Origin of the sequence: Pseudoalteromonas sp. MMG012, from assembly GCF_018100875.1 — a bacterium.
Classification (GTDB): Bacteria; Pseudomonadota; Gammaproteobacteria; order Enterobacterales; family Alteromonadaceae; genus Pseudoalteromonas; species Pseudoalteromonas aurantia.
On sequence record NZ_JAGJEF010000089.1, the window covers coordinates 1 to 15,999 of the forward strand.

Here is a 15,999-nt window from a genome sequence, read left to right on the forward strand (position 1 = left end):
GTCACTCATCACCTAAGCTGCCTGTGCAGCAGTGAACACCAAATAAACACCCAAGCCAAAACTAAATTATTTCTAAGCTGCCTATGCGGCAGTGAACTTCACTATGTATCTTGTTCGTCAGTATCTGTTTTTCTAAGCTGCCTGTGCGGCAGTGAACATAATACTCTATGGCTTCACCGATTAAATCTGTTTCTAAGCTGCCTGTGCGGCAGTGAACGTGGTATTCAATTAAACGTTAATAAATTTAAATTTCTAAGCTGCCTGTGCGGCAGTGAACTATTGTTTATTTAAATAGGCGCTGCATTCTTTTTTCTAAGCTGCCTGTGCGGCAGTGAACTTTACCAACCTTTGCAGGTTCCATGCGTATAGTTTCTAAGCTGCCTGTGCGGCAGTGAACAATGTGCTGCACGGTTTGAAGTCTTGAATCGTTTTCTAAGCTGCCTGTGCGGCAGTGAACAGTGACTTTGAACAATACATAGATGGCCGCTGTTTCTAAGCTGCCTGTGCGGCAGTGAACCTAGTACTAACTCGGATCAAGCGCTATCCATATTTCTAAGCTGCCTGTGCGGCAGTGAACAGTCATCTCTATTGGTGTCACCAAAATTAACTTTTCTAAGCTGCCTGTGCGGCAGTGAACTTGTTGACCGAACTTCTAAATCACCGCCCGCTTTTCTAAGCTGCCTGTGCGGCAGTGAACACTAGTAATAAGGTTTTTGTTTGTAATGACAATTTCTAAGCTGCCTGTGCGGCAGTGAACAATAGACTATCATCATAAAAATAAGTTACAACAAGTCGTTACGGCTAAAATGCCATTTTAACCATATAAAAAACGACCAACTATAACCTACTGTTTTATAATTATTTTTTAAATAGCAAAAAATAAAGGGTTTTAGAGTAACTAATCACAGCTCATATCTATTCATCTTCATGAATTTATTTCAAGATTAATGGCACTATTACCTTAAATTATCACTAAAATCTCACCTAAATCGGTACTCAAACATCACCTATAATGGATACGGTTTTTTAAAAAGAAGTACTCTCTCGCCGAGTGATATCAGATTCAATTCATTTGGAGTATGTGAGTACCTACCGACCCTGCCAGAGAAAACAACGGTTAACGTTGTACATTGTCTGAAAATAAATGTGCTCTCCCCTGACAATAACGCTAATACACACATCTATTAAATGAACAAAAAACAAACAACTTGATACGCGCAAAATTAACCTACACGTTACATTCAGGATACACAAATGCAAACTAACCAAGAAGGATATTTAAATGAATACGCTAAAAAAGTTACTCATGGCAGCGGTTGTTGCCAGCACATGCGCTACCGCAAATAGCTCAGAGTTATTAAATAACGCTATGCAAAGTTGGGAATTTCAACAGTATCAAGCGCAGCTAAAACAAGAGATCATTGATACACATAATAGTTATCAAACATATATTAAAGAGTCAGGCCAAGTACATACTATGGCACCGGCTGCCCCGTTGAGTTCATTCGAAATTAGAGGTGCAATTTCAACACAATACCCTCAATGGGAGTTTGTTACAGAATCGGCTTTTTCAACTAGTCAAAATCACGGTGGCAATGAGCTATATATCGTCACTAGGGAGGTAGGATACGCAAACCCAGCATCTCGCCTTGCAAAAATTAACGGGTCTAATTTATCAATCATTGATACACAACCTGTAACATCAGGAAATTTAGTTGTGGGTTATTTGGTTATTTGGAAATACCCCCATACGAACTTTACTTCAGGCAGCACTACCGCAAGTGCTCGCTCAATCAATTTTCCAAATAACTTAGAAGATGACCGTTTATACATACGTTGATCAAGCACTTGTATGAAAACGGCCACCACCACCATATTGATAACTTTCTAATGTATTTATCAATGATTTAGAAAACTGAACTTGAGAGGGTGTAGCACCATTTTGTACAGCCTCTTTTAATCGCTCTTTTTGCATCGCTATCACATCAATTTTATTATTTTCAGCCGCCTGTAAGGCTGATAACGACACCTCGCCACTGGCTTGATTCAAACCATTTTTAGTCGCACCATAGTTTAATGAAAGTGCAGCATGCTGACCTAGAGAAAGTGTTCCCTCGTCATATAGAGCTTTAGAGGCCGTGGATAAATCTTGCAAAGTCATATTAGAAAAATCAAATTTTTGCTGTTCAGTGATGCTGCTCAGATTGTCGGTAGGCGGCGAGTTTTTGCCGACTTTTTCAGCTTGATAATTATTAACTTTTGAAACTTGATTTTGAGTATATTCATAAGCTTGGTTAGCTATTTTCATTTTACACATCCATTGTTAACAAGTTGTATAACTTGTAAGCAAAACACATGCCTACTTCACTGACTTTTCATCAGACGCTTAACCGAGGTGATGTGCATAGCAGTGGGTCCCCCTCTTTAAATGCGTAATAAATACGTCGACTCAACCGCTTCATCGCCCTACCCCCACCTTCGTCGCCCTGAACTGGTTTCAGGATCCATGTTGAAACATATACGATATTGTGGATCCTGACCTGCGTCAGGAAGACGGGGTGTGTATGACCTCATATCAAAGTGCTGCGCCACCTATCAAACGAAAACGTTTCGGTCACTCATCGACTAAGCTGCCTAAACCGACAGTGCGGCAGTGAACACAAGAACGGGTGATTGAGACATACGCGAAATCTCTAAGCTGCCTGTGATCGAATCACCCAACTTCGTCGCCTTTCCCCCACCTTCGTCGCCCTGAACTGGTTTCAGGGTCCATGAAGTTGCGACTTAAGCGTAAACAATCCATCCATGGAGCTGGGTCACATCGGTCATCCATGACCTCACATCGAAGTGCTTTGAAACTACGTTTCGGTCACTCATCGCCTAAGCTGCCTGTGCGGCAGTGAACGGATAAACTCACCCACCTTCGTCGCCCTGAACTGGTTTCAGGGTCCATGTTGAAACATATTCGATATTGTGGATCCTGACCTACGTCAGGAAGACGGGGGTGTGTATGACCTCACATCGAAGTGCTGCACCTTCTATGAAACGAAAGCGTTTCGGCCACTCATCACCTAATCTGCCTGCGTGGCAGTGAAGAGCATGGAAAATCTGGCGTTTGGGGATGGCTTTTTCTAAGCTGCCTGCGTGGCAGTGAAGTCTGGTTGCCGGGGGTGATACCCAAGACAATCTTTCTAAGCTGCCTGCGTGGCAGTGAAGATCAGTCCTCATAGTATGGGGGGTCTATAGGTTTCTAAGCTGCCTGCGTGGCAGTGAAGACATTCCATATAAGTTACGGGGTTTGATATATTTTCTAAGCTGCCTGCGTGGCAGTGAAGTCAGAACCAATTAATAAAAAGTGAACTTTCTTTGTTTCTAAGCTGCCTGCGTGGCAGTGAAGTTGAACCGCAGCAAGTAAGACTTGTTGGCACTTTTCTAAGCTGCCTGCGTGGCAGTGAAGTGTTTCAGCCGCTTGTGCTTCAATTTCACGTTTTTCTAAGCTGCCTGCGTGGCAGTGAAGGCCTTGTAAGTAAGGTAATTGAATTAATACTATTTCTAAGCTGCCTGCGTGGCAGTGAAGAATCTACCTCAACACCCCAACCGTCCCCGTAATTTCTAAGCTGCCTGCGTGGCAGTGAAGTCTTAGACTCTATTAGCTCAGGCGTTACGCGATTTCTAAGCTGCCTGCGTGGCAGTGAAGCTTGCATCCCCTAATTGTTTTCTTTTTCTTATTTTCTAAGCTGCCTGCGTGGCAGTGAAGGTCACTGCCGTACTTTTTTTGCCACTTTTTAATTTCTAAGCTGCCTGCGTGGCAGTGAAGACTTACCCACTATCGTAGAGTCTAACCCATCATTTCTAAGCTGCCTGCGTGGCAGTGAAGATTCATTTTCACTCAGTGAAACTTCTGACTTGTTTCTAAGCTGCCTGCGTGGCAGTGAAGTATAGAATAAATGAAAAAAGATAAGTTGCAACAGACTATTAAGGTAAAAAACCTATTTTTACCTTGTTAAAAACAGCACGTCACAACTTATTGTTTTTACTGCCAATTTTTAAAGAGCAAAAATAAAGGGTAAAAAGCCCTTTATTTTATTAGAACTGAGGCACGCACCCAGCCGAGTTTTCATCATTTACCTTTGCGCTCAACCCATAACAATCAAATGTGCCATTTGTATCATTCTCGCGTTCTTGCATAGTAACAAATAGTGGGTACTTACTGTTTTTATCTGGTGCTTTCGCTTTGGTCTGTTGGCTATGCAGAAAGATAAAGGGGTGCTTGATATTTAACTCAGGTTTTGTCTGCTCAAGTTCAGCTAGGCATTCCTCTAATGGCTTATCGCTTTTTTGAGACCACCGCTGAGCTTTTTCTGCCATTTCACGTTCAATACGCTCAGGGCTTTTAACATTTTTTCGCGTAAAACTCACATAACTGACCTCATCTGGCACAGGTTTTATGCCTTTAACATGCGCGTAATCTTCAAGTCGGTTTAACCACTTTGCTATATTCAAGCGCTCTAATTGCGATTGCTCCTTAGCGAACAGCCGTAATTTGCTGCCTAGTGGAAACTTAACTTTCTGATATTGAGGAAAACCAACCGCAATATCAGAACGATTTTGCGCAACTTTATGTTCAACAAGCGCAATATGCACTTGTTGAAACACATTTTGCCAGATAAATCCCAGTGAGATCTCTGCGTCCGGTAATAAAGTGATTTCTTGGTAGTAATTCATTACAACTCCTTATTCACCGAACACGCCGCCTCGAATTAACATCGCCATAATGTAATGCTGTTGGTCAATCACTGGGACTTTACCTTTTAATAACCATGCATCTAATAAATTATAAAAATCATTTTTCTCTTTGGGTTGCCTATATGCCGCCCCGCGATTGGTCACTGAACCGTATGGCTCTACAGCGATTGCCCCAATTTCATCCGCTTCAGGATGCCATGTATCTATTGTTCGCAGGGCATTACCAATTTTTTGTGAGTGCATGGCAGCTTGTCCACCTAGCTGATATAAAAACTTACTTTTATCACCTTTTTCTCCTCCCATAACCAGCTCTTGCGATGGGTATACTGCTTGGCCTTGCCCTAACTTGCTGTAGGCCTCGACTTTAATAAATGCATGTTTTTCAATTAAACCCAATTGTATGATCTGCGCTAACTCGGCAATGTGTGCGTTCTCTTCAAAGTCTCTCAAGCTAAAATCGTAACTATCAAACGTAAACTGTTTTCCTTCAGCACTCACGACCACTTTCACTTGTTCAGCCCCCACTCTGTTACGCCATAAAAAACGACCATTTGCAATATTATGAGCATAGCGTTTTGCAAGTTCTTTAAACTCTGTATCTGTTTGATATTGTTTTACAAGTGCTGCCAATGCAGATTGATATCTGGGGTCATTACACGTTGAAGGAACATGTAAGTTATTTAATACTCTCAACGTAAATACCAACTTTAACGTGTCTGTATTATGAGGTAAGGCAGCCACATCAACCGTTTGTAAATTAGCTTTTGATACTTCCGCATCGAGTTTTGCTGGATCATTGGCCTTCGCTGCTTTGAGTCGATTTGAAATTGTACCACGTACAGCTTTTTCACCAACGATGATTGGTTCCCAACATGCGTCAGCCTCATTACCGGCGAACATCAAGGCATCGGAAGGAATTAATTTGGCTTCAAAAGCCAATACTGAGGGTGTTTTAAGTTTCGCGTCTGTCATGTTTAAATCTCCGTTTATTACATAAAGTCTGGGTCAAATGCGTCGTCACTCGCACTTTCGTCTGTATCAGGGTCAACAATCTCTAGGCTAGTTGACTGCGTTTTAGCTAAGTACCAAGGAAATTGATGAGTATAACGCCACACACCAGCATTAATCTCTTTTAGCCGATGCACACTTTGCCACTCTCCAACACTATAAGCCGTTTCCGCAAAAGTTACTGGCACAGTTTTATCACGCACTTTGTCTACATCACCCGCTGAGTACAGCTCTGAAATTGCGTAATAACCCGCCGCTATTGGCACTAAGTAGCCTGTATTAGGCTTTGCTAAATATGCCCATGTGGCTTTCAGGGTTGTGCTTAATTCATCTTGTTCTATCGGTGCTGATTGTTCGTCGTCTCGTTGCTCAGCCTTTAAAGCTGTTGCTTGGTACTTTAGTTTCGAAAAATCACACCAAGCGTCAAAGCGACTGGCGTCTTGCTGCTGTGCTTGTAGCTGCAAAAAGTGAGCTTCAAGATAATCGCTCCTATCTAATAACACAAAGCCAGGCATTAAACGTCTCAGAGCCTTTTGTTGTGTTGCTTCGTCGTTCAGAACTTCGCAACGCTCAAACTCAGTTATCTGCCCACCTGCCAAGCGCAATGAAGGGATCAAAGTCGTTAACTCTTCTAACAAAGATTGCTGTGTTATTTTATCGCCCGCGACTAAGCCTTCTATTTCAATCAATAAAGAGAGCTGCATATTCATTCTCCCTTCTTCATTAATTGGTGCAGTCTTGCCCTGTTGTGTAAGTGGGTTACGTGTTAACGCAAACACATAATCCCCCCAACCTTTTGGCTGGCGAGCATGCACATCATTCTTATGGCTTACCACAGCAACACCGCCCAACGTTACCTGTAAGTTTGCAGGTAATTTGCGAGACAGCGCATGCGCAAAGCCCAAAAAATTTGTAATTGCGGGAAAACCATAGGTTAACCCTGCAATAGCATTTGCATTTTGTACTCTGAGCTTTTTCAGTAAAATATACTGCTGCATATTATTGCTCTCCCAACTTTGGTGTATGACGCTCAAACAGTTTCAATTCGCTTAAACACAGCTTTTTGAAATATTTGTGCTCAACATCTCCCAGTAAATAACACTGTGTATTTTCAAGCTTACGTAATAACCAAAGCGCAAAATCATTGGCCACAACCTCTAACCAATCGCCCTTTTCCCGGGCGCTTTGAAACGCAGCCTGTGGGTTATTCACATCTAACCAAAGTACATGCTCACGTTTCATTTGGCATTCACTGTCATTTGACCAACCAGCATACTCACTTAAGTTTTGAATTTTTACCGCATAGTTAAATAAACTATCAAGCAGTGGCTGAACAAAGCCATAGTCTCGCCTATAGCGGGTTTTAAAGTTTCTATCTTGCTCGGTGAGGCCCGTTAAAAATGCTTTAAATTCACGTGTCAAAGCAGACGTTTCATAGCTAAATTCACGATTAAAAATAGTGCTGCTAGACATAGGAGGGGTGTTTTGTGCTTGATACGTCGGAGGGGCGCAATTGAGTAGAAAACTTTGCCCATAGCGCTCACTGTTTAACTGAGAAATATTCCGTGGTTTAGAGCCACCAAACTTTTGTACTGCAGTCGATGGAAAGCTCTCTGCCAACTCCGCATGAAAGTACCCTTTTTTTCGTGCATCACGAATTTCTTTAGAGTCGCCAAATCGGGTTTTTCTCACTTGCTGATATAGCTCATGCGCAAGAGATGATGAAAACAACGGGCACAACAAGTGATACCCTGCCTCATCATTTCCTGAATTAACAGGGTAATAGAGCTGCTTAGTGAGGGTATGACCTGCAATATTTTCATCCCCGAGTGCTTTTTCAAAACCTGCTTGCCACTCACTAAGTAGCGCAGTATCGTCAGTAAACGCCTTTAACGCATCAACATGTTTATTTTGTAGCTGATCAATTAAACTTTCGCCATTTATGGTTATTTTTAGCAATGAAGCAACATCAAACACGGCTGAGTTTCCTGCAAAATCCAACTGTTTACTGTTTAAGGATGATGTCACCAAGTATGAATTCCTCTGCTCATTAGTACTGACTAAAATACTGCTCGCTTTAGAATCTCCATGTGTATATTTAGGCGCATGAGTAGCTAAACTTATTTGCTTTGCTCTTCGAGCTGCATCAGTTAACCAACTAACGATATTAAATTTATCTTCAATCGGCGCTGCCGCTTCATAGTATTGCGACTTGGCCATACTTATTTGGGCAGCGTCGTTACTTTTTTCTAGCACCTTATCGCGCGCCTTTTGCAGAGGCTCTAATTTAACTTGTTTGCGCTGCTCGATATAATCGGCAATCGCATCACTTAAAGTCAATTCCATTGGTTTTCCTTACTTTTTGGTTGTTCATAAACACCTAATTGCGGATGCCATGACCATGTGATCAGTTGCTCTTCTTTTTCTGCTCTTAAATTTATTTCACCTAATTTCTCACTGGCTTTTTGCTGAGTGCAATTCAAGGCTTCTGCAAAGTGTTGATAGATATCTGTTGGCGTATCATCAAACCACCAATGACACCCTAGTGCTAACGTAATGCCTTCGTGATTAAAACGGCTATTTTTAGGTGTATACACATAAGGTTTTTGCGTGGTGTCTAACTGGCTCCATATGAGTAGTTCATCTTCATTCATACGTAAAATGAACGCTTCTTGCATTTGGGATTGCCTAAACTCAGTTTGACGAATAAATTCCCCACTCCAACTCGCATGCATAGCCGTGGTGTCATGCCACCAAATATCAGCCTCTTTGTAATTACGATAAAATGTCTTACCACGTTTTTCACCATTCATAACTTCTAAATGAAAGCGTAACGAACGGTGCTCCTGAACCATAAAATTACTCACCGCATGTGCAGGGCCATACTTTTTCGATGCTTCAAAATCTCTGGGGATAAATTTGGGCTCTATGATCCGAGATATTGCAGAAATATTCGCTAATTCGTAAGTAATCAGTTCATTTAAGTCGTGTTCTGCTAACGGTAAAGCTTTACTTTCAAAACCTGGCTTGCAATAAGCTGGGTGTTCATTTTTCAAAGCTCGGATGTTTTTATTTAGCACCCGTACGTTACTCGTATTTGGTACTTGCTGGCGGTGCCTTTGTACTCTGCCGGCTAACTGAATAATAGAACGCATAGAGCTCGGCTCGGCGATTGCCCAGTCGTAATCGTGATCACGGCCGACTTCCACCACAGATGTACCAACCACAACAAACATATGGTTTTTAATCGTGCTATTGTTTATCACTGCTTGTATTTCTGGTTGTTGCCATAGCTGCCGTTCATCATGGCGACTCAATGCCTTGTCTAAGCGACTTTCTTTAAATGAACGTAATGCCAAAGGAAACTGTGAATGATAAACACAAAAGTGAATATGGTGATCTGCTTGAGGCTTTATCTGCATTAATCGTTTAGCGACTTCCACCATAGGGTTGATATTGGCCATACGTACCACACCTAACGAGACTTTTTTACCCGAGTCGTGCACTACATGATGCGCTTGGTGTAATTGGTGCATATGATCGTAAATAGCGTGTGCGGTACTTAAAAACTCACACACAACATCGCCGTTTGCACCTGACTCTAATACGCGAGGCTTAATGTTGATGATGTCGCCTTTACGTAATACTTTTTGTTCACGGGTGAGATTGTCTACGCGCTTTTTAATAAATTTTCTGTGTTCGGCTATAAAGCTTTCTTTGTCATTGATTTCAATTGTTTGACTTTTAAATTCGTCAAACCAAGCACAGTGAATGGACATATCTCTATTTTGGGGATACTGAGCTTGATTAAAGTGCTTGCGCCCAGCACGGTAAGCATCAAACAATGCTTTAATTAATGATGGCGGCAGCGTTGCTGAGGAAAGTAATACCCGAGATCCTAACATGCCAGCCCAGTTAACTAATCGACACAATGCGGGTAAGTCTTCTAAAGCAAAATCATCGGGCTCATCCAACACCAGATCAGAGGTCAGTAAACGCAACATAGGTGCTATTTGTTTTCCACCTCGTTTACTCTCTGTTGCTGGCATCAGGTGGTCAATAGTACTCACTAATACTGGTGCGCTAATTAGCTGCTCTAACTTAGGGCTCGTACTCAACCAATGCTTCAAACGGCCATCGTATATTTGGCCTTCATAGCTCACAAATAATTGCTCAAACAACGCATCCGCTGACTCACTTCCTGAATGAGTTTTTTCAGGTTCTTTATTAAGTTGATGTAATGTTTTGACAGCTTGAGAGCCAATCAATACAGCTAGTTCATCGTCTCCAAGTTTCAATAACGCGCGATAAGCGTCACCCGTTTGTAATGTCAATGTGCGCAAACCAAGTGCAACCGAAAAGCGACAGCCTTCTTTTTCATTGGCTAACCCGTACATGACTCGCGCATTTGCAATCGTTTTTCCACAGCCAGTTGATGCCATATTTACACCAAAAAACCCCTGTTTTTCGGTCGACTTTGCAATTGCTTTTGCATGAGAAAAAGCACTATTTTGCCAACGATATTTTTCATGCTCCGCGTGTTTACTAAATAATTTATGCTGTGCAATTGTGGGTAACGTATATTTTAGCGCTGGCAAATTTTGTGCAAATCGCTGTGCATTAACAGCGACACCAATATTATGTTCATCTAGGTGTTGCTTTGGTTTATAACAGGTTCTCTGAGTGTTTTGCCTATCTGTATTGGCAATCACTGCGTAGTGTTTATCTCGCCAAACAGCTTTTGACTTTTCAATAGGCAATGAAGAGTAGTAATGATCAGCAAGCATGAGCGACAATCTAGCCATATGGCTTACAAAGCGTTGTTCAAACCACTGAATTTCACCTGTGAATAATAAAGGTGTATTTAAAGCCCGACGTGCTAAGCGACTCGCTTTATGTTGCCAAGGTTTACTCATAAACGGGGTACCTTGGCTGAATAACCAGTTTTGAGACAAGGTCTTCGCGCTATATTTATCAAGATCAATAGCATTAGGTGAATTCCAGTGACAATCAAAACAATGAGACAGCCACTTATCAATATCACTAATTTGAACTGAGTCACCATTCGCCATAGGTAATCGATGATGGGATACAATCAACCAGCCCACTAACTTGGCAAAAGGTGCAAGGTTATCAAACGCCCGTTGACTGCCTTTCCCGTCAGTAAATAATTTACCTAGCACCTCTTTCTCAATATGCGTACCTTGACCAGACTCAAATGCACTGGCTAATTGACTTAACCAATCGTTATCCGTTTTCTCTTTTGCAAATGCCTCAAATAAGCGCAGTGACACCCATTCATGTCGATAAGGCTCACCTTTTGACTCAGTTAACCCTTTTAACTTTTGCTGAAATAAATCATTCGCCTTGCCAAAGTCATGAAATAACCCAGCAATACTTGAAGCCAAAACCACGATTTCATTTAAATACCAGCCTTGCTCCCATTCTTTATGGTCTAAGTTGAGTGAAGTTCTGTTTACCGCAACTACGCCCTCACTATTAAATTTAGACCTGTTCCCCACCACCCACAGCAACTGACTTCTCGAACGCGAACGCAACCAATGACAGCTTACCGCAGTGCTGCGGCTGGCTGTTTTGCGCAGCATTTTTTTAACCGTTAAGAGGCCATCTTCTGTGATCAATGTTTGCCATGTGTTGTCGCCAATTCGGTTAGCGAATGCGTCGAGTACCCGCCTAGTTTTCTTGAGAGCGTTTTTCTCACATTGAGATACAAATGTGACCATCATATCCATTTAGCCTTTCATAAATTTTTTCACTTAATTAAAAAACTTTTTTATTTCGTTCACAATTTTCAACAACATAAGAAACGTAGCCATATTTTCAGGTAATTCGAAAAAACGAATGAAGGAACGAGATACATTTATCAAAACTCTTTTGCTTTTCCTTACTGCTTTTATGATGCTTTTCATTAGCTTCTCATTATAAGGCGGTTATTAAACACACAATACTACGCCATCAAAAAAAGATCCACACCGTAAGATAGATAGTAATTAAATATTTTTTGATTTATAACTTAACTACAACTAAAATAAACATTACTGCTTTGTGCAGCTTAGAAAGTAAGTTAGATAATTTTTACAACCAAACAGGTTGCGTATGGCTGGCATAGCTGGCCATACTAACTTTCTTAAAGAACGCCCCCACAAGCTCCATTAACCTCAAACATCACCTTTTTGATTATTTTCAATCTCATCAATTTGCTCCTCACTGAAATCTTGCAATGCAACTTGCTTTACCGTATCAAACATAAAATCTAACGATTTATGATCGGTAAAGGCTTGCAATACTTGCTGACGAAATTCTTGCTCTGTGGCGTTTTCTTTGGCACATACAAAAGCCCAGGGTAAAACGACAGCGTCTTTAATTAAATCTGCCACATCGAACACCAAAGCCCCGCGCCTAGTTTTCCCGTGCATCACCGCAAAGCCATGCGGTATACCGAGCACCCACAAACAACTTGCCGCTAGGCCGTAAGCCAAATAATTACCATGATTTAGAAAGTCATTGGCTTTACTGGTGCTGTTTGTATCAGGCTGATGTTGACGGGTAAACCCCTGTGCATGGGTATTATTTGCCGCGTATTTATAAAGCACTTTGGTTAACTGAGCTTCTGTAAGTAATAAATCAGATTGCTTTTTGGCGGCATCGGTTCGGGTATGAAACGTGTCGAGGGCGGTTTGTATTTGTGCGCTGTTAAAATCGAATCCCTCGCCTTTTAAATCTCGATCTTTTTGCCATACAGTTTGTAAATACGTAATGCGCGCTTGTTGAAACTGCTTTGCAGTCGCTAAGCGCTTATCATCATCAAACCAAAACTGCATCCAACCATGTAAGTACTCTGTCGGCCGATATTCACTTTGTGGCGTAAACCACTCAACTTCACAGGCCATATGTAAGGGTGTACCACCACCGCCACTAAAACCGACTAATACACCAGCTTGAGCAAGCATGCGCATTGCCGCTTGAGTGATGGATGTGCCATTACCAAGCAGCACTACTGTGGTGTTAGCAATGGGAATATTAAAATACTGATTTTCATTCCCTTTACTTGAAAGTGATTCCGTTAAATACAGCACTCGGCCGTCTTTTTGCATTACTCGGCAATATTCGAGGTAATACATGTTGGCGCGCTTCGAATGCAAAATAGTTTTTAAATCTGACGGGCTAAAATCGTCCATTACTTTCCCTCTCCTTTGGGCTTTTCACTAATTTACAGGCACAACGCTGCACCCACAATACTGCTCTTTTGACCAGTTAATTTTTTTATAGGTTCGTTAATTCCATAACAATCCTAGTGCTCTTAACTCGCTATAACAGATGGGCTCCATCACAATTTGCTGTGCTTCAGGATTTGGGTGTTGAACATCTAAACGTAAAATACTGATCAAATAATTGATAAGTGCCGCGTTGCTCGTAAGGCGTTTTTTATGATTTTGCATATCAAAGTCGTGCGCTACCACCTGTTGTGCGTAATCACTGAGCCGAGGGTCTGGCATAATGGTCAATATAACTTCGCGTTGCCAAGCATCATCGTCCTGTTTGTATTTTTGTGCCTTGCATTTAAATTCAGGGCACGCAGCTAAGATGCGAGACAGTGAAAAATCTCTAAACCCTTTTGCGTCTTCACAATAGGCTCTTAAGTGATAACGCAGGCCCGAATTCACCAGTGTGTGTGGGCGTATAATCCGCTCAGTTTCTCCGTCCTCTTTTATAGATTGATAGCGGATATCGAGCACACTTTGCCGACGGCAAGCATTTAAAATGGGCCGTATAATGGTGGGGTTAAGTTTGCGATGAGGTAAAGCCAGAGCGCTGATCGGTGAGGCACTGAGTTGGTGCACATACTGCTCACCAATCAAATGCACATATTCAGAAAAGTCTTGAGAAATATAATTCGGTGTAAAGGGGGTTGCCAATACATAGGCTTTTTCTGATTCATCATAACGCGCAGCAATATCGTGGCGTTCAATGAAGTCATTTAAATACCTTCTAGCACTCGGTCTTGAAAGTTTAAATTTATCTTGAAATACACCGGTTTGAATTTCCCCGTGCCAAAACAAAACCGCCTCAATATACCTAAAATACTGCTCTTCCTTAGCCTGCATAAATCACTTTGGTGAAATTATTGTTAAGTTAATGTATCAGAATAAAAGTAGAGGGACATTGATTTACGACAAAATACATTATTTTCTTAAACCTGCGACCGTTAAAGCATAAGTTGAAAATCAGCGACATATAATAAGATTTTTTCAGTAACATACAGTCCGAGTACTTCCTCGCTAACTCAAGGAAGTACTCAAATTTAAAGCAAGTTCAAAATATATTCACTACAGTGATTCAGGGATCGCGTCATGTAGTTGAGTATATATTGTTGCTAGCTCTGTATCATTTTGTAAATCAGTCTTTGCATCATGCAGTACCATAAACGCCATTTTTACTTTGTTGTTAAATAATTCTAGCGTTTGCAATACGATTTTCAGCTCAACCTCAGCTAATTTCACTTCTTGAGGTTTTGATTTTGAGTCTTCCACGAAGTAAACCGCGCTCTTAAGTTTTTCAAACTTTGCCTTTAGATTGGCTTTATGTTTTTGCAGTCGCGTATCTAACTTGCTTTGCCACAAAATGCCTTGGCTATCTTGTAATTGTGCAATTGCGGTTTGCCGAGCTGCCGTCATTTTTTTATCGGCAACGAGCTTAGTCAATTCGTTGTTAAAATCATCTTTTACGGTACTTAAACTATTTACAAATACGCGCATAAACATATCTTTTGGTAGTATCTCATCCGAGGCTGCTGAACTTTGATTAGCCAACTCAGCGTATTTAAAATCAGCTGGGCTAACACCTTCTATCACCTCCTCTAAATGCTTACTTTTATACAAGTTTTTTGCCAATACATTAAACCCAGGATCTTGCATATTATCGACCGCTTTACCTGCAACTTCGAGCCCCGTTAAGATACTACATGCGCCATGAAAACTAATTGCATCTCCAATCGCATCATATAATGAGTAGCTATCAAGTGTTTGTTGGTTTTTTTGCTGCATCGCAGATTTCAGCTCATCCCTTTTCAAATCAATCCCTTTCGCTATGAGCTCCGTCGCCTGATTTGCCAAATACGCTTGATTAAACTCAGCCCGAACACCGCTTGTAACCCCCGCTAGTCCAGCCAATACTCGAGAGGCACTTTCACTCGTGAACATCGCCCCCGCCCCACCGAGTAACGTGGTGACCGAGCCAAGCCAAAAATTATTACGAGATTCAACACGTTTCATATATATTTTATATACATTACAGCGTTGTATAGAGGCTGCAACAATCCTATCTTGCACCGTATTACGGATCCGTTGTCTTTTGTCTTCATCCGAACCTGAATAAAACTCCTTGATTGCAAAATTAAGCTCTGCGCGGGCTAAAATGCAGCCTTCTTCATCAACATCACTCTCATTTGTACACACATCATAATCACCATAGTGTTTTAATAATTCCGTCACCTTAGAGCTATTGCTGTTATTAGCAGCACTGCCGTTATTAGTGCCGTTATTGCTCAGCTTCTCGTGCATCGCTGTAATCAGCTCTACTCGAGTCATATCAGCAATCATGGGAGGTAAGTCAATCGTCACAAAACTATTTGGTGGCAATAGTTGTGCAGCACCAGCCATATTAACGCGGTCTCCCCCGCTATAAGAGCCTTCAGGGTTTTGATTAAAGCTGCATGCTGAAAGAATAAATGCATTACATAGGAATAATATGTTTCTTTTGCGAATGACCATTGTGAATTACCAACTTTTATATCCTTTATTTAATATACAAACTACCAACATACAGAAACAAATCAACCACAAAAACCAATTCTTTTTGCGTAGCTTATTGGCAAGGAGAGTTTATATTGTGCCACAACGACCTAACGCATTCTCATTTGCAAAGAGCCAGATGTGTTAAGTGTTAATCATTTAAGCGGCCTGCACGGTAATGTGACCCTGAGTCAATGGATCCTGACCTGCGTCAGGAAGACGGGGTGTGTATGACCTCACATCAAAGTGCTGCACCTTCTATGTTGAATTCGGGAAACGAAAGCGTTTCGGTCTCTCATCACCTAAGCTGTCTGTGCAGCAGTGCGATAGTAAATATACCGAACCACCCACCTTCGTCGCCCTGAACTTGCTTCAGGGTCCATGTTGAAACATATACGTATTGTGGATCCTGACCTGCGTCAGGAAGACGGGG

At 41.6% G+C, this 15,999-nt stretch carries 10 protein-coding genes and 2 CRISPR repeat arrays; of the genes, 1 reads left to right on the plus strand and 9 read right to left on the minus strand.

Features of this window, described 5'->3' with window-relative positions:
• Window positions 1-9 precede the first annotated feature (9 nt).
• Window positions 10-757: a CRISPR direct-repeat array (repeat unit 28 nt; unit sequence TTTCTAAGCTGCCTGTGCGGCAGTGAAC).
• Between the two features lie 525 nt (window positions 758-1,282).
• On the plus strand, window positions 1,283-1,840 hold the full coding sequence (locus J8L97_RS20205; RefSeq protein WP_211052409.1) for a DUF4879 domain-containing protein: 558 nt from the start codon (window positions 1,283-1,285) through the stop codon (window positions 1,838-1,840).
• Here J8L97_RS20205 and J8L97_RS20210 read toward each other — a convergent pair whose 3' ends face one another.
• The 9 genes from J8L97_RS20210 to J8L97_RS20250 form a co-directional block, all read right to left on the minus strand.
• A complete protein-coding gene (locus tag J8L97_RS20210; protein WP_211052411.1) occupies window positions 1,841-2,308 on the minus strand; it encodes a hypothetical protein in 468 nt (155 codons plus the stop codon).
• A 760-nt stretch (window positions 2,309-3,068) separates the two neighbouring features.
• A CRISPR array of direct repeats spans window positions 3,069-3,937; the repeat unit is 28 nt; unit sequence TTTCTAAGCTGCCTGCGTGGCAGTGAAG.
• Window positions 3,938-4,086: 149 nt separating this feature from the next.
• A complete protein-coding gene (cas6f, locus tag J8L97_RS20215) occupies window positions 4,087-4,725 on the minus strand; it encodes a type I-F CRISPR-associated endoribonuclease Cas6/Csy4 (protein ID WP_211052413.1) in 639 nt (212 codons plus the stop codon).
• Window positions 4,726-4,734: 9 nt separating this feature from the next.
• A complete protein-coding gene (csy3, locus tag J8L97_RS20220) occupies window positions 4,735-5,718 on the minus strand; it encodes a type I-F CRISPR-associated protein Csy3 (protein ID WP_211052415.1) in 984 nt (327 codons plus the stop codon).
• 17 nt (window positions 5,719-5,735) lie between these two features.
• A complete protein-coding gene (gene csy2 / locus J8L97_RS20225) occupies window positions 5,736-6,752 on the minus strand; it encodes a type I-F CRISPR-associated protein Csy2 (RefSeq protein ID WP_211052416.1) in 1,017 nt (338 codons plus the stop codon).
• 1 nt (window position 6,753) lies between these two features.
• Window positions 6,754-8,100, minus strand: coding sequence for a type I-F CRISPR-associated protein Csy1 (csy1, locus tag J8L97_RS20230; protein ID WP_211052417.1), 1,347 nt, complete (start codon window positions 8,098-8,100; stop codon window positions 6,754-6,756).
• Window positions 8,091-11,501 (minus strand): type I-F CRISPR-associated helicase Cas3f, encoded by a 3,411-nt coding sequence (gene cas3f, locus J8L97_RS20235; RefSeq protein ID WP_211052418.1) that lies wholly within the window; start codon window positions 11,499-11,501, stop codon window positions 8,091-8,093. Before cas3f ends, csy1 begins: the two co-directional genes overlap by 10 nt.
• Window positions 11,502-11,933: 432 nt before the next feature.
• A complete protein-coding gene (cas1f, locus tag J8L97_RS20240; RefSeq protein ID WP_211052419.1) occupies window positions 11,934-12,953 on the minus strand; it encodes a type I-F CRISPR-associated endonuclease Cas1f in 1,020 nt (339 codons plus the stop codon).
• A 96-nt stretch (window positions 12,954-13,049) separates the two neighbouring features.
• Entirely contained in the window at window positions 13,050-13,880 is an 831-nt protein-coding gene (locus J8L97_RS20245; RefSeq protein WP_211052420.1) for a YafY family protein, read from the minus strand.
• A gap of 222 nt (window positions 13,881-14,102) precedes the next feature.
• Window positions 14,103-15,545, minus strand: coding sequence for a hypothetical protein (locus J8L97_RS20250; RefSeq protein ID WP_211052421.1), 1,443 nt, complete (start codon window positions 15,543-15,545; stop codon window positions 14,103-14,105).
• Between the last annotated feature and the right edge of the window lie 454 nt (window positions 15,546-15,999).

Coding starts and splice junctions, on each gene's coding strand:
- csy3 (WP_211052415.1), bottom strand. CDS start 5,718: ATGACAGACGCGAAACTTAAAACACCCTCAGTATTGGCTTTTGAAGCC.
- J8L97_RS20205 (WP_211052409.1), top strand. CDS start 1,283: ATGAATACGCTAAAAAAGTTACTCATGGCAGCGGTTGTTGCCAGCACA.
- cas1f (WP_211052419.1), bottom strand. CDS start 12,953: ATGGACGATTTTAGCCCGTCAGATTTAAAAACTATTTTGCATTCGAAG.
- csy1 (WP_211052417.1), bottom strand. CDS start 8,100: ATGGAATTGACTTTAAGTGATGCGATTGCCGATTATATCGAGCAGCGC.
- cas6f (WP_211052413.1), bottom strand. CDS start 4,725: ATGAATTACTACCAAGAAATCACTTTATTACCGGACGCAGAGATCTCA.
- J8L97_RS20250 (WP_211052421.1), bottom strand. CDS start 15,545: ATGGTCATTCGCAAAAGAAACATATTATTCCTATGTAATGCATTTATT.
- J8L97_RS20245 (WP_211052420.1), bottom strand. CDS start 13,880: ATGCAGGCTAAGGAAGAGCAGTATTTTAGGTATATTGAGGCGGTTTTG.
- J8L97_RS20210 (WP_211052411.1), bottom strand. CDS start 2,308: ATGAAAATAGCTAACCAAGCTTATGAATATACTCAAAATCAAGTTTCA.
- cas3f (WP_211052418.1), bottom strand. CDS start 11,501: ATGATGGTCACATTTGTATCTCAATGTGAGAAAAACGCTCTCAAGAAA.
- csy2 (WP_211052416.1), bottom strand. CDS start 6,752: ATGCAGCAGTATATTTTACTGAAAAAGCTCAGAGTACAAAATGCAAAT.